The organism is Agrobacterium sp. DSM 25558, assembly GCF_900100825.1.
In the GTDB taxonomy this organism is placed as follows: Bacteria; Pseudomonadota; Alphaproteobacteria; order Rhizobiales; family Rhizobiaceae; genus Agrobacterium.
The window spans coordinates 77,612-100,039 of sequence record NZ_FMUD01000017.1; the positions used below are offsets into that span (position 1 = coordinate 77,612).

The 22,428-nt window shown below is 57.8% G+C and carries 19 protein-coding genes and 2 pseudogenes; 12 read left to right on the plus strand and 9 right to left on the minus strand.

Annotated elements, in window-relative coordinates:
* Positions 1-134: 134 nt before the first annotated feature.
* The 3 genes and pseudogenes from DSM25558_RS15635 (at position 135) to DSM25558_RS29665 (ending at position 3,496) form a co-directional block, all read left to right on the plus strand.
* The gene (locus tag DSM25558_RS15635) at positions 135-1,601 is read left to right on the plus strand and encodes a PepSY domain-containing protein (RefSeq protein WP_256387072.1); all 1,467 of its coding nucleotides are present in this window, start codon (positions 135-137) and stop codon (positions 1,599-1,601) included.
* A gap of 68 nt (positions 1,602-1,669) precedes the next feature.
* Positions 1,670-2,014, plus strand: a complete 345-nt coding sequence (locus DSM25558_RS15640) for a DUF3088 domain-containing protein (RefSeq protein WP_077105641.1) — start codon at positions 1,670-1,672, stop codon at positions 2,012-2,014.
* 165 nt (positions 2,015-2,179) lie between these two features.
* Positions 2,180-3,496: pseudogene (locus DSM25558_RS29665) on the plus strand (ABC transporter substrate-binding protein).
* A 362-nt stretch (positions 3,497-3,858) separates the two neighbouring features.
* Here DSM25558_RS29665 and DSM25558_RS15650 read toward each other — a convergent pair.
* Positions 3,859-4,194 carry a hypothetical protein gene (locus DSM25558_RS15650; protein ID WP_143240124.1) on the minus strand — a complete coding sequence of 112 codons (336 nt, stop codon included), beginning with the start codon at positions 4,192-4,194 and terminating at the stop codon, positions 3,859-3,861.
* 483 nt (positions 4,195-4,677) lie between these two features.
* Here DSM25558_RS15650 and DSM25558_RS15660 point away from each other — a divergent pair, with 483 nt between their 5' ends.
* The 6 genes from DSM25558_RS15660 to DSM25558_RS15690 all read left to right on the plus strand — a co-directional run bounded on the left by DSM25558_RS15660 (position 4,678) and on the right by DSM25558_RS15690 (position 9,986).
* The gene (locus tag DSM25558_RS15660; protein ID WP_083716488.1) at positions 4,678-5,721 is read left to right on the plus strand and encodes an amino acid ABC transporter substrate-binding protein; all 1,044 of its coding nucleotides are present in this window, start codon (positions 4,678-4,680) and stop codon (positions 5,719-5,721) included.
* Between the two features lie 112 nt (positions 5,722-5,833).
* On the plus strand, positions 5,834-6,931 hold the full coding sequence (locus DSM25558_RS15665; RefSeq protein WP_244554217.1) for an amino acid ABC transporter permease: 1,098 nt from the start codon (positions 5,834-5,836) through the stop codon (positions 6,929-6,931).
* Positions 6,928-8,001, plus strand: coding sequence for an amino acid ABC transporter permease (locus DSM25558_RS15670; protein WP_077105644.1), 1,074 nt, complete (start codon positions 6,928-6,930; stop codon positions 7,999-8,001). The genes DSM25558_RS15665 and DSM25558_RS15670 overlap by 4 nt, the downstream gene beginning before the upstream one ends.
* Before the next feature lie 158 nt (positions 8,002-8,159).
* A complete protein-coding gene (locus DSM25558_RS15675; RefSeq protein WP_077105645.1) occupies positions 8,160-8,345 on the plus strand; it encodes a hypothetical protein in 186 nt (61 codons plus the stop codon).
* Positions 8,335-8,973, plus strand: a complete 639-nt coding sequence (locus DSM25558_RS28395) for a helix-turn-helix domain-containing protein (RefSeq protein WP_143240125.1) — start codon at positions 8,335-8,337, stop codon at positions 8,971-8,973. The genes DSM25558_RS15675 and DSM25558_RS28395 overlap by 11 nt, the downstream gene beginning before the upstream one ends.
* A complete protein-coding gene (locus DSM25558_RS15690) occupies positions 8,970-9,986 on the plus strand; it encodes an isopenicillin N synthase family dioxygenase (protein WP_077105681.1) in 1,017 nt (338 codons plus the stop codon). The genes DSM25558_RS28395 and DSM25558_RS15690 overlap by 4 nt, the downstream gene beginning before the upstream one ends.
* Before the next feature lie 224 nt (positions 9,987-10,210).
* Here the strand turns inward: DSM25558_RS15690 and DSM25558_RS15695 are convergent, their stop codons facing one another.
* Positions 10,211-11,077 (minus strand): helix-turn-helix transcriptional regulator, encoded by an 867-nt coding sequence (locus tag DSM25558_RS15695; RefSeq protein WP_083716491.1) that lies wholly within the window; start codon positions 11,075-11,077, stop codon positions 10,211-10,213.
* Between the two features lie 225 nt (positions 11,078-11,302).
* On the opposite strand from DSM25558_RS15695, the gene DSM25558_RS15700 reads away from it, so the two are divergent.
* The 3 genes and pseudogenes from DSM25558_RS15700 to DSM25558_RS15710 all read left to right on the plus strand — a co-directional run bounded on the left by DSM25558_RS15700 (position 11,303) and on the right by DSM25558_RS15710 (position 14,132).
* Positions 11,303-11,896 carry a DUF6088 family protein gene (locus DSM25558_RS15700; RefSeq protein WP_077105648.1) on the plus strand — a complete coding sequence of 198 codons (594 nt, stop codon included), beginning with the start codon at positions 11,303-11,305 and terminating at the stop codon, positions 11,894-11,896.
* Positions 11,889-12,905: pseudogene (locus tag DSM25558_RS15705) on the plus strand (nucleotidyl transferase AbiEii/AbiGii toxin family protein). Before DSM25558_RS15700 ends, DSM25558_RS15705 begins: the two are co-directional and overlap by 8 nt.
* A 60-nt stretch (positions 12,906-12,965) precedes the next feature.
* Entirely contained in the window at positions 12,966-14,132 is a 1,167-nt protein-coding gene (locus DSM25558_RS15710; RefSeq protein WP_244554218.1) for a UvrD-helicase domain-containing protein, read from the plus strand.
* On the opposite strand, the gene DSM25558_RS15715 is transcribed toward DSM25558_RS15710, so the two are convergent.
* From DSM25558_RS15715 to DSM25558_RS15745, 7 genes are all read right to left on the minus strand, one after another.
* Positions 14,040-15,659 (minus strand): ABC transporter ATP-binding protein, encoded by a 1,620-nt coding sequence (locus DSM25558_RS15715; RefSeq protein ID WP_077105649.1) that lies wholly within the window; start codon positions 15,657-15,659, stop codon positions 14,040-14,042. The genes DSM25558_RS15710 and DSM25558_RS15715 overlap by 93 nt on opposite strands.
* Positions 15,660-15,663: 4 nt before the next feature.
* On the minus strand, positions 15,664-16,476 hold the full coding sequence (locus tag DSM25558_RS15720) for an ABC transporter permease (protein ID WP_077105650.1): 813 nt from the start codon (positions 16,474-16,476) through the stop codon (positions 15,664-15,666).
* Position 16,477: 1 nt separating this feature from the next.
* Positions 16,478-17,488, minus strand: coding sequence for an ABC transporter permease (locus tag DSM25558_RS15725; protein ID WP_077105651.1), 1,011 nt, complete (start codon positions 17,486-17,488; stop codon positions 16,478-16,480).
* A 63-nt stretch (positions 17,489-17,551) separates the two neighbouring features.
* Positions 17,552-19,105 carry an ABC transporter substrate-binding protein gene (locus tag DSM25558_RS15730; RefSeq protein WP_077105652.1) on the minus strand — a complete coding sequence of 518 codons (1,554 nt, stop codon included), beginning with the start codon at positions 19,103-19,105 and terminating at the stop codon, positions 17,552-17,554.
* Between the two features lie 30 nt (positions 19,106-19,135).
* Positions 19,136-20,080 carry a homocysteine S-methyltransferase family protein gene (locus tag DSM25558_RS15735; RefSeq protein ID WP_077105653.1) on the minus strand — a complete coding sequence of 315 codons (945 nt, stop codon included), beginning with the start codon at positions 20,078-20,080 and terminating at the stop codon, positions 19,136-19,138.
* Positions 20,081-20,763: 683 nt separating this feature from the next.
* A complete protein-coding gene (locus tag DSM25558_RS15740; protein ID WP_077105654.1) occupies positions 20,764-21,654 on the minus strand; it encodes a DMT family transporter in 891 nt (296 codons plus the stop codon).
* Positions 21,651-22,337, minus strand: coding sequence for a hypothetical protein (locus tag DSM25558_RS15745; RefSeq protein WP_244554219.1), 687 nt, complete (start codon positions 22,335-22,337; stop codon positions 21,651-21,653). The genes DSM25558_RS15740 and DSM25558_RS15745 overlap by 4 nt, the downstream gene beginning before the upstream one ends.
* Positions 22,338-22,428 lie beyond the last annotated feature (91 nt).

Here is a 22,428-nt window from a genome sequence, read left to right on the forward strand (position 1 = left end):
CAAGGCTTAGTCTCTTGACAAATCCAGACGACAGAGGGGCGATCGACAATAACCCTTGCTGGTGCCGTGCTCTCGAAAGGAACCTACTGATGGCAACAGTCACGAACGAAATTCGACGACCGAAAGCAAACACCATGGTCACGAAAGGACTAGTTGTATTCCATCGATGGATCGGAATTCTTCTCTGTCTTTTCTTTGCGATGTGGTTCGTGACCGGGGCAGTCATGATATATGTTCCCTATCCGTTTCTGGGAGACGGTGTACGCATCGCCAAGGGGGCAGTGATTGACGCCGCCCAGGTGCTTGTCGATCCGGCAGTTGCCGTCGATGCTTCCGGGATCGCCGGTCCCGCGCGGCTGAGGCTTTTATCGGTTAACGGCCAGGCAACCTATGTATTGAATCCGCCAAAGGGTTCTCAGGTCATGGTGTCCGCATCAACCGGCAAGGTTGACGGAGGGATAACTGCGGACAATGCACGTGCAATTGCCGCGTTTTTCTCGAAGACCCCTGTCGCGAATGTCTCGGAGCCGATGGATTACGATCAATGGATGGTTCACCATCGTTTTGATCGATACCGTCCTTTCTACCGCGTGACCCTTGCGGACGAATCAGGCACCGATCTCTACGTCTCTCAACGCTCCGGCGAGATCATGCAGCGAACGACGCATTTCGAACGCTCATGGAACTATGTCGGTGCCGTGTTGCACTGGATTTATCCGACCGTTCTTCGGCAAAGCTGGGTTGCTTGGGACAGAACCGTCTGGTGGTTGTCGCTCACGGGTATCGCTGTGACGATCGCTGGTATCTGGCTCGGAATCGTCCGGTGGCGCAAATACGCGAAGTCTGGCCGCGGTGGAATCTCACCCTATACCAGTTGGATGAAGTGGCACCACGTTGGCGGTTTGATGGTAGCCGGTTTCATCTTCACCTGGATGCTTAGCGGTTGGCTGTCCATGGATCACGGCAGATTGTTTTCGACTGGCGAGATGAGCGATCAACAGGCGGAAGCCTATACAGGCCTGACCATTGCAGCTGCTGCAAAGGCCGTGTCACCGGACGAGATCCGCAGTCTTCTGCCAGCATCCGACGTAGAAGTCGCCGTGCTTGGCGGTAAGCCTTATCTGATTGCTCGGGGCGGAGGGCAGGATCCGAAGGTCGCGGAGGTCGGATCCGGTTCCCTCGAAGTTCCGGCCAATGCCTTCTCAGATGATGCCGTGTGGAAAGCGGTATCTGCAGCCTACCCTGGCCTTACGGTCGAACGCCCGACGTCCATTCCGGCTGATGATGTGTATGCAAACCTGCGTTCCAGTGATGGCATTGGGAGTGATGGCCTGCGTCTCGTTGTCAAGGATGAGAACAATAGTGCCGTTTACGTTAATCCTGTGACGGGTCGGGTCATTGAGGTCATGGACACCAGCCGCCGCGCATATCGCTGGCTGTATTTCGGGCTGCACACGCTTGATTTCCCCTTCCTCAAGAACGACGCAATCTGGAGGCCGCTAATGCTCGTTCTGTTGGCGGCAGGGTTTCTCTTCAGCGCAACCGGTGTCGTGATCGGATGGAAACGCCTGCTTCGTAAATTCAGGCGCACACGCGCCTGAAGCCAAGCCCGCCGGCGGCGCACTGACGCTGGCGACTTCACCTCAAAGCAGTACCAAAGAGAACGATGATGAAAGACGAACTGTTCATATTGCGACCTGGATTTGGCATCGATGAGGGAGGTCCCTTCTACTGCGGAGATGCGGTGGCCGTTGAAGGCGTTCTGAGCTTCTTCCCTGAATTGCGCGACAAGATCGCCGTCCAATACATTGAAGCGCCTCGCCCTCGAGCGGAGATCATCGAAAAAATTGGTGCGGACAACCAATCGGCACCAGTCCTTATCCTTTCGGAAAGCACCGTGCCAGTCGATTCGGCAATTGCCTTCAAGACATTTGGCTCGGTCCGCTTCATCGATCAGCCAGGCGATATCTGCCGATATCTCTCGGCCCAATACGGCGTGGCGCGCGCAGCCTGATAGCCGGTTTTTTCTCACACGCCGCACACAACCTACGTTTCGATAGATCCGCCAATTCCGATGCGCAGGCATTCGTGTCTGCGCAGGCCGGAAGTTTGAATCCTTGCGATCGCAACGCCCAGTCAACAGGACAAACGTCAAGAATTCGCAATAATGGGAATGACCATGATTACGATCGACCGACGAAAATTTCTGGCGGGGACCGCCGGCCTAGCCTTTGTCAGCGCCTTTCCGCTCAACGCATTTTCCGAAACGAATGCCTCCCTGAAGATCGCCATCTCGGCCGAAACGGGAGATTTGGATCTCCTCCAGAACGTCTCGACCCTCAGCGCCTACACCATCGTTTTCGATGCACTGATCCACTACGGCCAGAACGGCAAGCTGGAGCCCGGTCTCGCCACCAAATGGACGGTGGCCGAAGACCAGCTTTCGATCGCGTTCGATTTGCGCGAAGGCGTCACATTCAGCGATGGCACACCTTTTGACGCGCCGTCTGCTGAATCGACCTCGAACGCTGGATGGGCAAGAGCGACTTCTCCTGAATCAGCGTCTCCGATGCGTTCGACAGCATCGTGACCGATGGTGCGAGCAAGCTGACTGTTAAGCTGAAGCGCCCTGTTCCGGCCGCCCTCCTCGAGTTCACCATCGTGCGTCCCGTCCGTTTCCTATCCCCCAAGCCCATCAATGCCGACGGCAAAGCAGACCGCTCCAATCGGGACCGGCCGTTGGATCGTTAAAAGCTTTGATTCGTCCGCAACGGTTCTGGTGCGCAACGACACATACTGGGGCGAAAAGCCACTGTTTGCCCGGATGGAGCTAAAGGTCGCGCCAGATGAGCTGGCGGGCGCGAATGGTCTTCGCTCCGGCGATCTCGACGTGATCGGTGGCGACTGGCTTGCACCGCTTTCTCCGCGCCGTGCCCTTGCTCTCGAAAGCAACGGCATGAAGGTTGCGTCCGAACCCGGCACGGCAACGATGTTGCTCGGATTCTCCCCGAAATCACCGATGGTCGCCGACAAGGCGGTACGCGATGCCATCGCAATCTCGATCGACCGCGCCACGATGCCCAAAGTTCTGTTCGAGGGTTTTGCGCATCCGACCTTCGAACTGTTCTCGGCAAACGTGCCGTCATCGGGTACACAACATCCGGTTCCTGTCCGTGACATCGCAAAGGCGAAGTCCATCCTGACGGAAGGCGGCTGGGCGGAAAGCGGCGGTGCATGGACGAAGAGCGGTTCACCGCTATCCCTCGACTTCCTTGTGTCGGACGAATCGCTGCCGGGCTCCCGCCGCATCGCCGAAATGATCCAGGGGCAATTGTCGGAGGTCGGCTTCCAGGTGAAGGTCTCCTCCGGTGACAATGCGACCATGCACGAGCGCCGTCCAGCTTGCGAATATGACCTTGCCTTCTTTACGACCGATGGCGCGCCTTACGACCCCCCATGGAACGCTCGGCAATTCGTTCGTCTCGACGGCGGATAGCGGGCCAGACGGTAAGATCTACGTCTCGGATGCCCTGGACGTCATCGTGAAGACGGCCTTTGAAGCGAGTGGGGCGGAGCGGGAATTGAAGATGCGGGCCATTTACGGCTAACTGGCTGCCAACACCGCGATATACCCGCTCGTCGTCGCGCAGCGACTATGGGCTTACGGAGCGAACATCGAGAACCTCTCGCTGCCCGCGACCGAACACGACATGCCGTTCGAGGCCATATCCCGCAAGGCATAGCCCGGAAATGAGCACATGTTTCCGAACATGTGCTCACCTTCATTCCTCACAGCCATGATGCAGACCCTCAGTCCAACAACGTAGGCGGGCGCATGAGACGGCAAAGGCATAGTCGTTAAAACAGATGATATGGCGCAGGCCGTTTCTTGCCTGTCTCCTGACCTTGGGAGCGTCCGCTCTGACGTTCGTGCTGGTTGCCGCCGCACGCGGCAATGTCTCCGCCCTTATTGCAGAACGTGCGGCAGGCCCCGGCGCGGATGCGCAGATGATTGAGAGGATCGGCGACGAACTCGGATTGATTGCCCCGTTGCCAACCCGCTACGGCCGATGGCTGGCCGGTGGCGGAGTTCTGGCGTTGTTCGTATCCCTGGCGCTCGGCCTGGCGGACTCCGTCAGCAATGGCGACCGATTGACCGTGTCCTGCATGCCGTTTCGCTTGTGGGCGCATCAACGCCGAATTTCTTTTTTGCAGCCCCGCTGGTCATCGTCTTCTCTGTCATGCTCGGCTGGGTGCCGACGTTCGGAACGAGCGGCTTTACATCCTGGCTGCTTCCCTGGGTTACCATCGGTCTGTTTCGCGGCTGCATGCTTAAAGCGTGTCGCGTTTACCATTTCTCGAATGTCGACCGCAACGAGCCGTCAAAGATTTGGATTCTGGTTTGCAAAAGGAGATGCGCACCAGTTCGGCTCCATTGCATCTGCTGTTTTTTGGCGGACCGCTTACTGATGCCGGCGTTGCAAGAGCCTCTTTTGGTTTCCCGTCCACGTCGCGTGGAATCGCTCATAAATCGAGCAATCCGTTTTAAAAAAACGCACACAATCGAATTAATATATCTACTCTATATTTTCTGTAGACTTATTCTCGATAACGGTCCCGGCGCTGGGGATAGCCATTCGCCGGGATCGGGGACACCAAGTTTCTAGGAGCCATTTCATGAACCGACTTTCCGCACGCGGCGGCTTTCTTCGCAAGGTGCTCGCGACCACTCTTGTCCTTGCAACAGGACTTATCGCATCATCCGCGCTGGCAGGCGAAACACTCGACAAAATCAAGCAACGCGGCCTGATCAAGGTCGGTGTTGGCACGACGCCTGGCTTCTTTTCTCCCGACAGCAACGGCCGCTGGCAAGGCTTCTTCATCGATTTCGGTCGCGCGCTCGCCGTCACTGTTTTCAACGATCCGGAAAAGGTGGAGTTCACCAACTCCTCGCCGCAGCAGCGTCTGCCGGCACTCCAGTCAGGTGAGTTCGATATTTTACTTTCCGGCGTGACGCAAACCGTCACCCGTGCCCTCAAGCTCGGCTTCCATTTCGGTCCGGTGATCTTCTATGACGGCCAGGGATTGCTGGTCCGCAAGGATCTCGGCGTCACCAAGGGAGGGGACCTCGATGGAGCGACAATCGGCGTACAGAGTGGCACGACTGGCGAGCTGAACATCGCCGACTTCTTCCGCAAGACCGGCAAGAAGTTCACGCCAGTGACGATCGAGGAAACCGGCGAATTCCTGAAGGCTCTCGAGTCGGGGCGCGTCGATGCCCTCACGCAGGATTCCACCGATCTTGCCGCCAAGCGCACTCAGCTGAGCAAGCCGGACGACTACATCCTGCTGCCAGAACGCTTGTCGAAGGAGCCCCTGGCACCTGCCCTTCGTGCTGGCGACGATCAGTGGTTGGAAATCGTCAATTGGACGGTCTTCGCCACCATTCAGGCAGAAGAATTCGGCATTACCAAAGCCAATGTCGACGAATTCCTGAAGAGCGAGGATCCGAGCATCCAGCGTTTCCTCGGCGTCGATCCGTCGCTTGGCGAAGCCATCGGTCTCGATCCGAAGTTCGCCTACAACATCATCAAGGCGGTCGGCAATTACGGCGAAATCTTCGACCGGAATGTCGGCAAGGGCACCACACTCAATTTCGAGCGCGGCTACAACCAGCTCTGGACCGATGGCGGCCTGCTCTACTCCCCGCCGTTCCGCTGATCCCGAACCGGTTTTTCCCATGACAATCATTGCTATGCCGGGTCCAGAAGGCCCCGGCGTTTTTTCAAAAGTACGAGGATGGGTCGGGCCCCGCGCCCTGCAGCAGATTGTCATGCTCGCGAGTATCCTCGCTCTCGTCTGGCTCTTCGGCGCAAACACCATCGGCAGCATGGAACGGCTCGGTATCAAGCCCGGTTTCTCTTTTCTGGCACAGCAGGCCAACTTCGAAATCGGTGAAAGCGTCATCGCCTATTCTTCCGGCGATACTTACGCATGGGCGCTGGCAGCCGGGCTGGCCAACACGATCAAGGTGGCCCTCTTCGGATGTCTGCTCGCAACAATCCTCGGGGTGACATTGGGTATCGCCAGGCTGTCCGGCAATCTGCTGCTTTCCGGTTTCGTCTACGGTTATGTCGAGATTCTGCGCAGCACCCCGCTCCTGCTTCAACTGTTCCTGTGGAGTGCCCTCAGCCATCAGCTACCGCCGCCACACGGTGCGTTTTCGCTGTTCGACGGCTTCTTCCTCAGCAATCGCGGCATCTTCATTCCCAACCTGCAATTCGAAGGGCCACCAATAGCACTTTGGCTACCGATCCTGCTTGCCCTCATCGTCGTAACCATTTCTGTGTCGCGGCGGCTTCTGATCGGCGCGCCGTACTATTTTCTGCGGGCGGCCGGCATCGTGACCTTTGTCGTCCTCTTGTATTTCGCACTGCTTTGGGCGCTGGGCCTGACGGTCTCCGCCGAATTCCCCACCAGGGGCGGCTTCAACATTCGCGGCGGTCTCTCGCTCACTCCGGAATTCGCAGCACTGCTGGTCGGCCTTGTGATCAACGCCTCGGCCACGATATCTGAGATCGTGCGCAGCGGAATTCAATCGGTAAACCGGGGCCAGTGGGAAGCGGCGCGCGCCATGGGCCTTAAACCCGGCCACATCATGCGGCTTGTCGTCCTGCCACAGGCTTTGAGGGTCATCACGCCCTTGATGACGTCGAGCTATCTCGACCTTACCAAGAATACCAGCCTTGCCGTCGCCATTGGTTTCCCCGACCTCGTCAGTGTAGCGAACACGACGGGCAACACGACCGGGCAGGCATTCGAGGCCATCACCATCATCGTCGCCGTCTATCTGACGCTGAGTATTTGCGTCTCCATCCTTATGAATATCTACAATCACCGCGTGGCGCTGAAGGGCGGAGGCAGACAATGAGCGAGATCGATCTCCCACCGTCCAGAGCACCGGAGTGGCGGCTCTGGCAGAGCGGCCTGTTCGGAGGTATTGGCAACACCGCCGTCACGGTTGTGACGCTTGCAGTTCTTCTCTGGCTGCTGGCACCTGTCCTGCGTTGGCTGCTGATCGATGCCGTCTGGAGCGGCACGGCGCAGGCCTGTGGAGCCGACACAGCCGGAGCATGTTGGGTCTTTATCGGCACGAAGCTGCGCTTCGTCCTGTTCGGATTCTTTCCGCCCGATCTGCAATGGCGGCCGGCGGTGGTCGTCCTGGGGATCGCCGTGCTTCTGGTCTTTTCGGCGCTTCCCAGATTCTGGACCATTCGGTTGATCCCTGTCTGGTTGGCCGCGCTTGTGCTCTCGTGGTTACTGATGGCAGGCACAATTGCGCCACCTTCCGTTTCCACCAATCATTGGGGTGGACTGCCTATTACGCTCGGGGTCGCCATTGCGGGTCTCGCCTTTGCCTTTCCGATCGCCCTTCTGCTGGCCCTTGCCCGCCAGTCGAATATGGGTCTGCTGCGCATATGCGCTATTGCCTTCATCGAGGTCTTACGTGGCATTCCGATGATCGCCGTGCTCTACATCGCCATGCTGATCGTGCCGATGGCGGTGCCCGGCGGCTCACTGATCGACAAGCTCCTGCGGGCGCAGATCGGGGTGACGCTGTTTTTCTCGGCCTATCTGGCGGAGGTCATCCGCGCCGGTCTTCAGGTTGTTCCTACCGGACAGACAGAAGCCGCCGCAGCGCTTGGGTTCGGCTACTGGAAAACGACCCGGCTGATCGTCCTGCCGCAGGCGCTTCGCGCCGTTATTCCCGCGGTCGTCAACCTGTCCATCGGCATCCTGCTCAATACATCCCTGCTGGCGGTGATCGGCATCTTCGATCTTCTCAACACGGCGAGGACGGCAGCAACCGATCCGCTCTGGCTTGGTTTTTATACGGAGTCCTACGTCTTCACCGCTCTGATCTATTTCATAATCTGCTTCAGTGGCTCGCGATACAGCCTTTGGCTCGAACGCTACCTACGCCGGTCACAAAGAGGTTGAAGGTTTGGCATCGCGACGTGCCCAAAGACGCCCTTTGCCTTGAAGAGAAATTTCTTGGCAAAAGTTTTCTTTCTGTGCTCGAGGTTTGGACTGGCTGACCTGTGCTTTTCCCGATGGAAATTATAGCTTTAATTTCAGTATGGTTGCGGGAGTATTTTATGCCAGTGCACACAGCGAACGTCATTGATCTGACGGCCTATCGGCAGGCGCAGGCAAAGGAGAACCAGCCCTCCGTTGCAAAATTTATTCCTCACTCCTATGCGGTGCAGCTCGTCATGATGTGGATGCTATATTGGGGCTTCGTTCCAATTATGATGATGGGCAGCACGAGTCATGGTACCTGATGCGGTGCTTCAGCTGAACGACGATTTCAAGTCGGACACGATCGACGATATCTCTGCATTGACCGGAAGAAGTCTGCGCCGCCTAATAACCAGGCGGGGATTTTTCCTTGACAGGCTCGGAAAGATTTCCGGTGCCAGCTGCGCCATGCTGGGCCAGATTGAAACCGGCAAAAGCAGTCGGACGATCAGCATCCTCTCAAAAATCGCGTCAGCGCTCGATGTCCCCTGCGGCTCGCTGATCGCCGAGCGGAAGGAGCTGGCGATCACGCCGATTACCCACGTCAAGTCGAAAGATCTCTCGTCCTCTGAAGGCAAGTTCCGGACGCGCGCCCTCTTCCCATTCGACAGCGACAGGAAGGTGGAATTCTACCAAGTGCGGATCGCCGCCCATCATGCCGAGATCGCCGATGCGCATCAGCATGGGACCGTGGAGAATGATGAGGGCTCGGGGATCTCGGCATCCGCTTCGGCTATCAGCGTTTCATGCCGGAGGTCATGTTGGCCGTCGTCATTATCGTGGTCGTCGTCCAGCCGTTCAGGTTCTCGGCGACTGGGCTGCGCGCGCCGTTTACACAGTCAAATACCGGACTATCTTTTGTCCCGAACATCCTGCAGGAGACTTTCATGAGCATCCACACTTCGGCGGTCCAGCTGCCCATCCTCGATCTCTTGCGGTTTAACGCCTCGCCGGAATCGCGCACCGAATTCGTCGCCGACCTGCGCCGCGTGCTGCACGACCACGGCTTCTTCTATCTCGTCGGCCATGGCGTACCGCCCGAATTGATCGCCGACGTTTTTGCCGCCGCCAAACGTTTCTTCGCCCTGCCGGAGAAGGACAAGCTGGAAATCGAAATGGTCAACTCGCCGCATTTCCGCGGCTATAACCGGGCTGGACTTGAACACACGCGCGGCAAGCAGGATTGGCGCGAACAGATCGACGTCAACACGGAATCCGAAGCCGTCGAGCTGGCTGCGGACACGCCCGCCTGGAAGCGCCTCATCGGCCCGAATCAATGGCCGTCGGCGCTGCCGGAACTGAAGCCGCTGCTGTTGCGCTATCAGGCAGAAGTCACCCGTGTCAGCATCGATATCCTGAAGGCGATCGGCATCGCTCTCGGCCAGGATGAGAACGTGTTTGCAGCACTCTACGAGCCGCAGCCGACCCAACTTCTGAAGATTGTTCGCTATCCCGGCCGTGATGCCGCCGAGAGCGAACAGGGCGTTGGCGCGCACAAGGATGGCGGTCTGGTAACGGTGCTCCTGCAGGACACCACGCCGGGCTTGCGGGTGCGCACGGAAGAAGGTGTCTGGCTGGAAGCGCCGCCGCTGCCAGGCAGCTTAGTCATCAATACGGGCGAGCTTCTGGAATTGGCGACGAACGGGTACGTGAAAGCCGACGTTCACGATGTGGTTACCCCGCCAGCGGGATCGGAACGCTTCTCCGTGCCGTTCTTCCTCGGTGCCCGCTACGACGCCGTCGTGCCGGTCATCCAGTTGCCAGACGAGCTAAGCCGCAAGGAACGCGGCATCACGGTCGATCCGCTCAACCCGATCTTCCGCGAAGTCGGCCAGAACAACTTGAAAAGCCGCCTGCGGTCACACCCGGACGTCGCCCAGCGTCATCACGCCGATCTGCTCTAAAACCCAACGGTCGCTTCCAGGCGGGAAATAGCCGCTGTCGGCAGAGACAGGGGCTATTTCTTGACGTTCCTTGGAGTTGGGATGATCGCAGAAACCTCTTCCCGACATGCGAAAAGTTCAATCCGCGATACTGTCAGACTATATCCGGCCCCGTGATCGTCCGTTCCGTGCTGACGCCCGGCAATCAGAGTTTGGCTTGCCGACCAACCTGGCCGGCACGCCCGCTACCGATGTCGATGAAAACGTACTATTAGGCTTCCATCGTCTTGCGGCTCGACGGTCTGCTTTGGGTGAAAGGAGAATTCGGCGGCCCGCGCTGCGGCATGTGGAGCGAAACGCCACATGACTTCGTCGTATTGCTTTGGATTCTGGTAAACACCGAACGATCTCGCGGTGTTGTCCTCGAGCGAAAAACCCGACGCAATGTTGAAGCTCTCGTCCAAACACTGGGCGCTCAGAATCTTATCCATGCGGAAGTTTCTCATTTCGTCGCCTCGTTCTGGCTGGCGCGCTAGGAGGTAGCTTCGATGCCCAAGTAAAAAACCGTGAGGCTCGACGATACGTACCGTTGCGTCCACATTTCCGTACCGCATCTGCAATCTGAATGGACCCCGTAACGCCTCAATAACAGCGTCTGCGACAGCTGGAACCAAATTGACGCGCGGTCCGGGGCGTGCGACCGATCCTATTCCAAGCAGGACCGCTTCGACATCTGCCTCTGTGCGAAGAGCATCTTTTGACGTGAGGCGAGCGAGCAATCCTTTGCGAACGTCATCTAGCGCGGTAGCGTGGCGCAAACGGCCATCGCTTCTGGCTGTTCTGCTTGCGATTTCCAGAGCTTCGACCGCTGTCTCTTGCCGCAATTGAAATTTTTCTATGACGGGATCGGCGATGCGCCACCGCCGCCTACGATCAGGGCCATCAACCGTTTCTACATTAAGAAACACTGTCTCAAGCGCTTCAGTCATGCGCTGTGCTGTTCGATGCGATATACTGAATTCTTCTCGAATGTCATTGAGGCTAACCCCGGTCCGCCTCGTCGCAGCCAGCCGTGCAAGGCGGATGAGGTCCTGGGACTTGGAGAAAGGCATGATAGTGCTTCCTGGTGAGAATCCGTGCAGATATTGACACCCATAGGCTATGGCTGAACTCGAGGCCTGTCGATATGCAATCATATATCGTCGATGGGCGACGACGGCTGGGAACCTACACTGGTCCAGTATCAATCATGCACCATGCGCGCTTCTCACTATGAGTAGCAGACTCACATTGCAAACTGTCAGAAACCTGCATATATTTCTGACAGGAGAATTGCCATGCAACGACTGACAATACAGATCATGGCCCATGCCGAACATCTGCCCGAAGGAACGGCGCTGTCCGCGAAGGCCTTCCTGCATTTGGGAAACCGTGCTGCAGTAGACCAGGCACTGTCACGTCTATATGAGCGCGGCGAGCTCGTTCGGGCCGGTCGTGGGATCTATCTCAAGGCGATCAAGAGCCGCTTCGGAAGCCGCCCGCCAACAGTCGAGCAAGCTGTCGAAGCCATTGCACATCAGCGTGGCGAGGTGATCGTTTCGAATGGTGCTGCGGCTGCGAACGCTCTGGGGCTCTCCACTCAGGTTCCGATCCGGTTAGTCTATTTCACATCCGGCCGCAGCCGGACCATGACTGTTGGCAGCCAGACTCTCGAATTGAAGCATGTGCCGCGCTGGCAGCTCGCCTTGGCGAACAAGCCTGCAGGCCAAGCTGTCCGCGCGCTGGCCTGGCTCGGGCCTGAAAGAGCCGAAGAGGCTCTCTCGAGCATCAAGCGGAGGCTCTCCGCAGAGGCGTTCGGCGAACTCGTCGCCGCCGCTCCTCAGTTTCCAAGCTGGCTTGCCCGCAATGTCGGAAAGGCCGCCCATGGCTGAACAGTTTTTGCGGATTGTCTCCGGGAAGATCGACACGAAGTCCTTGCGATCGCGGCAGATAAAACGAGGCGGCCTATCCACCTCCTGGAAAGAGACGCGTGGGTCGCCTGGGCGCTGCAAACTCTTTATGGAACAGCGCTTGGCGACCACCTTGTCTTCAAAGGCGGCACGTCCTTGTCGAAAGCCTACAACGCCATCCGCAGGTTTTCGGAAGATGTCGACCTGACCTACGATATCCGTCAACTCGCTCATGATCTCGTGGGCGGGAACCAGGAGGCATTGCCGCAAACCAGAAGCGAGGAAAAGCGTTTGGTCGAGCGAAGTCCGCAAGCGCTTGCCGATCTGGGTATCCGAGACCGTGAGCCCACTCATTGTCGATGCGATCGACGCCCAGCTGCTTCCGGCCACTATAAGGATCGACGCCGACAAGCTGTTCATCGACTACGAAGCCGTTGCTGGAGGATCCGGCTATGTCGCCCCAACCGTCATGCTGGAGTTTGGGGCTCGATCAACCGGAGAGCCAGCAAGCGTTCGTGACATTTCATGCGACGCTGCAGGCCTTGTGAATGGCATTGAGTTTCCCACCTCAAGGCCGCGGGTCATGCATGCCGAACGCACGTTTTGGGAAAAGGCGACGGCAATCCACGTCTTCTGTCTGCAGGAACGCCTCCGCGGAGAGCGCTTTTCACGCCACTGGCACGATATCGTTCGTCTCGACGATATAGGTATCGCCGACAGCGCAATCGCTGATCGCGACCTGGCCAAATCGGTAGCACAACACAAATCGATGTTTTTTGCCGAGAAAGCGGCTGACAGAACGCCGATCGACTATGAAGCCGCCGTCGGCGAAGGGCTGCAGCTGACACCTTCCGACGAAGGACAGGCGGCTCTCGAACAGGACTACGCCCGAATGCTGGACGACGGCCTCCTTCTCGATGAGGCAGAGACCTTCGACGAACTCCTCGCACGATGCGCGAAAATCCAAGACAAGGCCAATGCGCGCGGCTGAGAAAAGCGTCCATGATCGCGGGAAGCCAAATGAAATAACAATACATGCGATGGCCGACCCGTGATTTTTAACCGCAACACCACCTGTCGGCCCGGCCTTTTCGCCCGTCTGCTTCCTTCCGGCAGGTGGAAACTCCGGCTACCGACCGCGACCGCGGGGTCCGCCGAGCTGCACACCGGAACGTGGGTAGAGCTGCCGTGCCTGGACATTACTGCGATCGCGATCAAAAAGGCCCTGCTCTTGCACACGGTCGAAATCCGCACGCGCAGTCATGTCGAAACGCTGTCGTGCCTCGGCGAGGAGGCCGCGAGCCGGCTCGCGAACGACCTTCACAGATTCATCAATCGCTACCTGCTCGAACTGATCAAGTCGGATCAGGAGATCTTGAAAGAGGTCGATGCGAAACTCGAGCCATTAATCGAGGGCAAGCGGCAATACCTGGCACAGGCGGATCTCGCTCAAGCCATCGCGAGTGTTTCAGGCCCGGCCGCCGCAGCACTGCCCCATCCGTTGTTTGACGCCGATGGCATAACAGCAGCCATGGAAGCCAATCTTCCACGGTCTCTGTCTTTCCTGACCGACCCCGACGGGTGCCATCGCTACAATAATGAATTTGTTGCCATCGAGCTCACCAGGTATGCCCCCTTCTTCGACGATCTCGATGGCCGATCGTTGTCCGACCAACAGAGGGAGTTCTGTATTCGGTTGGAGGATAGTAATCTCCTGATCGCGTCTGTAGGATCAGGCAAGTCGGCGACAATGGTTGGCAAGGTTGCCTATGTGTTGGACAAGGGACTGTATCAGCCGGAAGAAATCCTTGTTCTAGCCTACAACAGGACCGCCGCTGAAGAGCTTAAGGAACGAATAGCGCATCAGCTTGGCGTCCTGCCGGCGGATCTGCAGTGCAAGGTCACGACTTTTCATGCTCTCGGTTGGGATATCATCAAACTGGTAGAGGCAAGGCCACCGCAATTGGCCAATTGGGTGGATCATCCTGCCGGCGAGGCACGGGTCATCTCCAAGATCATCGAAGACTTGATGCAATCGGACGCGAGCTTCGCCAAGGTCTGGATTGAGCTTTTGGTGCTCTATCCGAAAGCCGATATTCCTGCCTCCGTTTTTGACAGCGCTTGCCTACGGATTGATATCTCCCGCGCCCTGGATACGCTGGTGCCGGTCCAGCCAACCGACCTCTATTTTTGGAACAGCATTTACAAGCCGCTCTGAATACGCATCGAAAGGAGGAGAGAGTACATCATCGGTCTTACCCCTACGCACGACCTTGCCGAGATGCAGGATCGTTACGTGCGCAGCGATTGATCTGACGATGTTGAGGTCATGGGTGATGAACAGATAGGCAACGCTATTTTCGCGCTGCAAGCGCAGGAGTAAGGCGAGAATGTCTTTGGCGACCAACGGATCCAGTGCCGACGTGGGTTCATCACAGATGATAAGGCGTGGACGGGCAGCAAGAGCGCGAGCAATGCAGACCCGCTGCTTCTGACCGCCAGATAGCGAACGGGGGTACCGCTTCGCCAACAACGGATCCAACTCCACCTGAGCCAGTAGTTCATTTACCCGCGCCCGCCGCGCATCTCCCTGCAGCCCCTCGTATAAACTGACTGGCCGTCCAACGATATCTTCGACGGAATGGCGTGGATTGAGAGCCGTATCCGGCATCTGATGGATCGTCTGAAGCAATCGGCGCTGTTCAAACGACCGTCTGGCCGTTCGCGGATCGAGTAGTTCTCCCTTGAAATGAAGACTGCCCTTCAGAGGCGGCAGCAGACCGTTGATCACGCGGCCAAGTGTCGATTTGCCGGAACCGGATTCGCCAACCAATGCAGCAGTTTCTCCAGCTCGGATTTCAAGCGATACATCCGCAAGGACCGGCTGGCCATCGGCATAGGCAGCCGAAATGCCTGAAACCGCCAACACGCTGGTGCCCTGATCCGACTGCGGCCGCGGCTCCAGCCGGCTCGCAGTAATGAGCATACGGGTGTAATTCTGTGCAGGCTGCTCGACGATGCGAGCGACAGGTCCATGTTCGACTGTTTTTCCATGCCGCAGCACCATGATTTCATCCGCAATCTGCGTAACAACTGCAAGATCGTGACTAATGTAAAGCGCCGCGGCTCCGGCGAGAGCAAGAGCATCACGAATAGCTTTCAGCACGTCGATCTGGGTAGTGACATCCAGTGCCGTCGTGGGCTCGTCGAAGACGACGAGGTCGGGTCGTGAGCAGAGCGCCATTGCCGTCATGGCGCGCTGAAGCTGCCCGCCGGAGACCTGATGGGGGAAGCGGTCGCCAAAGGCTTTCGGGTCTGGCAGACCGAGAAGGTGCAGAAGATCGTTGGCGCGCGCATTGGCCTGGTTGCGCGTCATAACACCGGACAGTAGGGACGATTCAGCGATCTGGTCGCGCAGGCGATAGGCTGGGTTGAAAGCCGCACTCGCTGATTGGGCCACATAGGCAATGCGATTTCCTCGCAGCTGCCGGCGATCGTCTTCGCTAAGGGAAGCCAGGTCCACGCCGTCAAACAGCACGACCCCGGATTTTAAGGCTAAGCCGCGCCGAACATAGCCAAGTGCCGCGAGCCCGATCGTCGATTTTCCTGCACCAGATTCCCCAATGAGTCCGAGAACCTCGCCCTTTTTCAACGAGAAGGAAATGCTGTCGACGATCGGTGGCGTGTCCGACGGGCCTGCTCGCCCGATAGAAAGATTTTGGACATCCAGAACTGGCTCTGTCATTGGGTCAACCGTTCTCCACGAAAGCATCGGCATCGAGAATCCAGTCGACAACCATGTTGACCGAAATGGCAAGCAGAGCAATCGCTGCCCCAGGTACCAGCGCAGCTCCCACTCCGAACAGGAGGCCATCCTTGTTCTCCTTGATCAGACTACCCCAGTCGGTGATTGGCGGCTGTATTCCGAGGCCGAGAAAGGAAAGGGTCGACACGAACAGCACTGCAAAAATGAACCGCAGCCCCGTTTCGGCCATCAACGGTGCAAGCGCATTGGGCAGTATTTCGCGAAACACGATCCACAACCTTGTCTCACCGCGTAGGATCGCCGTTTCGATGTAGTCAAGCACTGCGATGTCGGCTGCCAGCGAACGGCTCAACCGGAAGAAGCGGGTGGCTTCCAAAAGCGCTATGATGCCGACGATAAAAATCACAGATCGCGGCAGGATGGTCAGCAGAACAAGGGCGAATATCAGCGTCGGGATGGCCATCAGCAGGTCGACGGCCCGAGACAGGGCCGTGTCCAGCCAATCGTTTCGCAGCCCCGCCAGAAGTCCCAGGCTCGTACCGATGGCAAAGGCTATCCCTGTGGCGGCCCCCGCGGTGAACAATGTAATCCGCGCGCCCCAGATGAAGCGCGACAACAAGTCTCGCCCGATCATGTCCGTTCCCAGCGGCGCGCTGAGCGAAGGATAATCCCAACTCGCGCCGACGATGTCGTTGACGCCATGAGGCGCCAGAATGGGCGCAAACAGCGCAATCGTCAGAAACAGGGCGACGACGAACATGCCGGTGGCGGCGGAAGCAGTGATATGTTTGAACATGCTATTTCGGGTGCCTCAGTCGCGGGTTCGCGAGTGTCGAGAGAACATCGGCGAGAAGATTGAGACTGATGTAGAGGGCAGCAAAAAGTAGACAGCAGGCCTGAACCACGGGGACATCGCGGTTGACCACGCTGTCGACCATGAACTGTCCCATGCCCGGATAAACGAAAATCACCTCGACGACCACGACACCAGCGATCAGATAGGCCAAGTTGAGTAGGACGACGTTGATGATCCCCGCCAGCGCATTGGGCAATGCGTGACGCCAGATGATCGTCGCGTGCGGAACCCCTTTCAGGATCGCCATTTCGATATAGGGCAAGGTCAGGACATTCAGTAAAGCCGCGCGCGTCATGGTGGTGATATGGCCGGTAACGGCCAGGGTGAGCGTGGCACAGGGCAGAATCATTGCCAGAACCCGATCACCAAAGCCCATGGTCGCAAACACCGTTGCGCTGCTGGCCAGCCATCCGAGCGTAATCGAGAAGATGAAGATCAACAAGTAACCGACGAAGAACTCCGGCAGGGCGACGATGCCGCGCGTCACGGTCGAAATGGTACGATCCAGAATCGTACCCCGATAGCGGACGGACAGGATGCCAAGGAAGACCGACAAGGGCACGGAGACCAGCGCCGCTGCGCCAGCAAGAACAAGAGTGTTTCCAAGCCTCAGGCCGATACTGGACGTAACGCTCCGGCCGTTCATCAGGCTGACCCCGAAATCGCCCTGCAGGGCGTTCGACAACCACAGGAAATAGCGAGCAACAATCGGCTGGTCGAGACCCAGCTGGCTTCTAAGCTCGGCAAGGGATGCGGGTGTCGCCGATCGGCCGAGAAGTGCCGTCGCAGCATCTCCCGGCAAAACTTCCGTACCGACGAAAATCAGCGTGGAAATCACGAACAGCAGCAACAGACCGGACAGAACCCGCTTGGCGATTAATCGAACAAGGCGATTGTTTCCGTATCGCGGCTGCTTGATCTGCCCGATCTCAAGGTTTTCGACAAGCGCCATTGGTCACCTCCGCCCTATGGGAACGGGATCCAACGTGTGTCGCCGGGCCCCGTATGGTCTTTTTCAGCTTTCGAGCCAGACCTTTTCCGCAGTTCGCGGCCCGTTTTGACCCGGGATCGCCTTATACCCCTTGAGCTTGCTGCTCGATGCACTGATCTGCGCCGCGTAGGCCGGAATGATCGAGCTGTTCTCCTCGATGATCAGCACCTGCGCATCATGATAGAGCTGTTTGCGCTTCGTCTCGTCAAGTTCTCCACGCGCTGACAGGACGAGCTGGTCGAAGGCCTGGTTCTTCCAACCGGACTCGTTCCAAGGCGCTTCCGACAGATAGATCAGCGACAGCATCGCATCTGCCGTCGGGCGAGCGCCCCAGCCGGACGCCACGAAGGGATGTTTCAGCCAGACATCGCTCCAGTATCCGTCGGCCGGCACGCGGTTGACCTCGAACGGTATGCCGGCCTTCGTCGCCGACTGCTGATAGAGTTGGGCTGCATCGAGCGCGCCGGTGAAGCTGGCACCATCGGAGGCCGACAGCACGATCTTGCCGTCGTAACCGGCCTTCTTCCAGTGGAAGGCGGCCTTGTCCGGGTCATAGGGCCGTGTTGGCACGTCGGAGGCAAAGTATCGGTTGGAGGGAAAGATCGGATTGTCGTTGGACACCGTTCCAGCGCCGCTGAGGATCGAGGTGACAATCTGCTCCCGTTCGATCGCGTATTTCAGTGCAAGACGCACATCGAGATTGCTGAACGGAGCGCTGTCGGCACGGCCTGCGAACAGAACGATGTAGCTGTCGTCTTCCCGATGCAGGGTGAGCGACTGGTTTGAAACGAGCTTCTGCGCGATCCGCGGCTCGACATTGTTGATGAGGTGAACCGAGTTGCTGATGAGAGCGGCAACGCGCGCGGATTTGTCGTTGTAGGCAACGGTTTCCACCGAATCCACATGTCCGCGCTCCGGGTCCCAGTAGTTGGGATTGCGCTTTGCCAGCGTGCGGACACCGGGCTGAAAATCCTCGAGGATGAACGCACCGGTGCCGATGCCGTCATCGAAATTGGCGCCGTTCGGCGTGATGCCGAAATGAACGTCACCGAGTAGATACGGGAAATCGGCATTCGGCCCGGAAAGGCGGAAAGTGACTTCGTTGTCCGCCGACTTGACGATATCGGTGACGCTGAGAAGATATCCCTTGCCGGCCGACTCCGATTTTTCGCCACGATGATGGTCGAGCGAATAGATGACGTCCTCGGGCTTCAGTTCCTTGCCGTTGTGGAACTGGACGCCCTTTCGCAGCTTGAAGATCCATGTGCTGCCACCGGCAGCCGGCTCCCAACTTTCGGCAAGGCCGGCACGCAAGCTTCCGTCCTCGTTAAGATCCGTCAGCGTGTTGAAAAGCTGCAGGCCGACATTGTAGGCGTAGGCCTCGAAATAGAAGGCCGGATCGAGCCGATCTGCGCTGGAGGCGTTGTCGATGCCGAGGATCAGATGGCCGCCCTTGCGCGGCTGCTCTGCACGGGCAAAACCCGGCAGGATGAGAGAACCGGCAGCAAGAACGCCCGCCGCCTTTAGCAGGGTGCGCCGGTCGATACCGCCGGCATTGGTCTCGTTGCGAAATGTCATGGTCTTTGTCCGTTAAGGTGTGGCGCGCGATCAGGCGGCGGCATGATCCGGTCTGAATGTCGTCTTGATTTGGGTGATGTGTTCTGGCCCTATGCCGCAACATCCGCCGACGATGGATGCGCCGGCATCGACCCAACGCCGGACGAAAGCCAGATAGCCCGGCGGGTCCAGATCCTCGCGCAGTTGGCCGAGACTGGAGTTCGCCTTCAGCTCTTCCGTGCTTTCGGGCTTTGGAACGAAGGCATTGGCGTAGACGCCGATGGTGGCATGAAGCGAGGAATCCTTTAGCGACTGGCGCGCCGCCTTGATCGCAGCCTCCATCACCTCGGCCTGGCTGCAGTTGAACAGCAGCGCAGCGGCCCCCAGTTCGACAGCCTTGGCAGCAGCCTCCGCCACGGTTTCTCCCGAGCGCAGACGAGGCGGCCATTTTCCCGCGATGACATCCTTGACACCGTGTCTGTCGTCCAAGGTGAAGGAAAGCCAAAGCGGCCGATGGTCCTCACCCAATGCCCGGCGGATGGCCTCTACTTCGACAAGCGATCCTTGCGTTTCCGCCAGCCAGAAATCGACATGGGGAGACAGGCCCTCGACCAGGACAGACAGAATGGATGGTGCCTTTTCGACGTCGAACAGATCAGGCCGGTAAGAGCCGAAAACCGGCGGCAGCGAACCGGCCACGAGGACCTTCCGTCCTGCCTTGTCCGCCGCCGAACGCGCCAGCCTCCCGGACAGATCGACGAGTTCGAGGCCACGCGCCGCAAAGCGCTCATCGCCAATATGGAACGGCACGACGGCGTAGCTGTTGGTGGTTATCACATCGGCTCCGGCTGCGATAAACGCATCATGCGCCTGCTCGACGTATTCGGGTGCTTCGATCAATGCCAACGCCGACCATTCGGGCTGCTGAAACGGGGCGCCACTCTTCAGCAACTCCCGGCCCATGCCGCCGTCGAGAACCGTGATGTTTTGAGACATTCGTCTTCCTACCCTCATTCGTCGATCTGTTTCAGACGCCTCCCTCTGCTTCCGGCAGAGTTCACCATGACCGGGATATAGACACTCGACTCAAACTGCCTTCAAGAGGATATATTCTATAGTTTTCATAGAATAAAGAAATTCCTGCCCGAAGAACGAGTTTCAAGGTGGCGGCCGAAGATCTTCTCGTTGCGCCGACCGCCATCAGCCATCAGATATGGCGCGGTTTTCCCGGCGTCTTTTCTTCTCCTGCCCTCAAGTCCGCCATTTGGCTGGCCGTATTCCCTGTGCCGGCGAGGCCATGTCATCCGTTCCGATGGCGCAGGAGTTATCACCGAGGACGGACAACGGTTCTTCTGCGATTTCGGGATTGGTCTGGAGCTGGCCAAGGCATCCAAACGACAATTCTGTCGAACATGCCTCGATTGGAGCGAGCGGCGGCCCCATCTGGCCGGATGGCTCGGCGCTGCGATCTTAAGCCGTTCGCTTGATCTCGGTTGGGTTGCCCGATCTTCGGAAAGCCGCGCCCTTCAGCTAACGAACGCGGGACGCATTGGGTTTTCCGCACGATTTGAGATTGCATCGGCGTCTTTAGGGCTTCGCAAAGATCCTGATAAATGTGCCATCACAGCAATCTAGCTACGATCTATTTCGGGAATCGCTCAAGGAGTTTTGGCGCTCCCTCAGGATTCCCGCGGCTCACGCCTTTGCCGTGCGTCCCATATACCGATCGTGCTACTCAGTATAATCAAGGCAGCTCCAGCAAGAAGAGTTGGTGTAGGTGCATCGGAAAACAACAACCAACCGAACAAAAGCCCCCAGAGAAGTTGGCTGTACTGGACGGGTGCGATCACCGATGACTGTGCCATGCGAATTGAGTACGTAAGGCACAATCTGCCGAGGGCGAGTAAAGCGCCTGCCGCCGCGTAAAGGCCCCACTCCCGGTATGTCGGAGGAATGTAGCCGTTGGGCATAAAGACGCCTGTTATTGCGACCAGAATTCCAACAGGAATCAACGTATCGGCCAAGGGAGTGGAGTGTGTCCTCCAAGCGCGCACCATGATGATAGAAATCGATTGGGCGAAAGCTGCGCCCAGCGCCACACTCGCAGCGATCGTTTCCAAGTTCCCCTGCGGTTTAAGGATCACCACAATGCCCATAAAACCCAGTGCAACGGAGAGCCATTGCAAATGGCTTGGCGACTCTTTGAGAAGGAACAATGCGAGGAGCACCGTGAGCGCAGGACTAGCAAATCTGATAGAATAGACCTCCGCAAGCGGCATTCTTGTCAATGCAAAGAGGGTGAGCCATATCATGGCCACTGACATGATGCCGCGACCGATGATGATGAAGAGGATTTTTGTCGTCTCGACCCGAAAGCCACCCAGCGGCTTTGCAAGCACTGAGGCGAACAACAGCGTGAAGATACCGGAAATAAAAAGCACCTGAGACAAAGAGTGCGTTTCAACGAGCTTCTTAGAGATCACGTCCATTCCGGAAAAGGATGCGAAACCAAGAAATGCCAGGAGATAACCAGCAACATTGTTGTCGTTTCTTATTTTTTGGAAAATCATGCCGTGCTCACAAAAAAATGGAGAGTTTTTGGTACGATGGGCATGTAAACGCGTTGTGACAGGAAGCCTGAGAGCCGGGTGATGGCGCTTTTGATGTTGTAGGCGAGCGCCGCCATGCGGTCGAGCACCGATTCGTTCTCCAGATACGATACGCGACGGAAGCTTCTGGTGCAGCGTTCGCACAGGTTGCACGCCTTGCAGGCGTTGCGATTGACGTAGTCAATCTTAACATTGTCGCGGGACTTGCTAAAGTGACGGGGCGAGAGCACCTGGTCTGCCAGGCAAGGGTAAATGTCCTTGTCCGGATCGTAGCGGAAATCCTCCTTGGAGAAGAAACCCTGGGCCACGGCCGGCCCGCGGATCGGCTTGGGAACATAAGCGGTTATGCCGGCCGTCTCACAAGCCTCGATATCCTCGATCTTGAAGTAACCCTGGTCCGCCACCGTCTCGATCCTGTCGACGCCGAGCCTGTCCATTGCTGCCTCGACCGTCGGCGTAAGAAGCCCCATGTCGAGGAGCTGGTTGCAGAACTCCTGCTCGGCGATCAGCTTGTGCTTCACATCAACAGCAAGCTGGATGTTGTGTAGCCAACGCCGACCTTGGTCATGCGGCCCATGGCTCGGGCATCCGGATCGCTCAGCGAGAGCTGGTCCTCGCCGGGCGCTGTCGGCCGAGGATTTCATCGCCCGTTACCAGCGTAAAACGTGTAGCGGAAGTGTTACATGGGCGGCGCTAATGTAACAGAGTTGACATGAAACCGACATTCAGACTTCA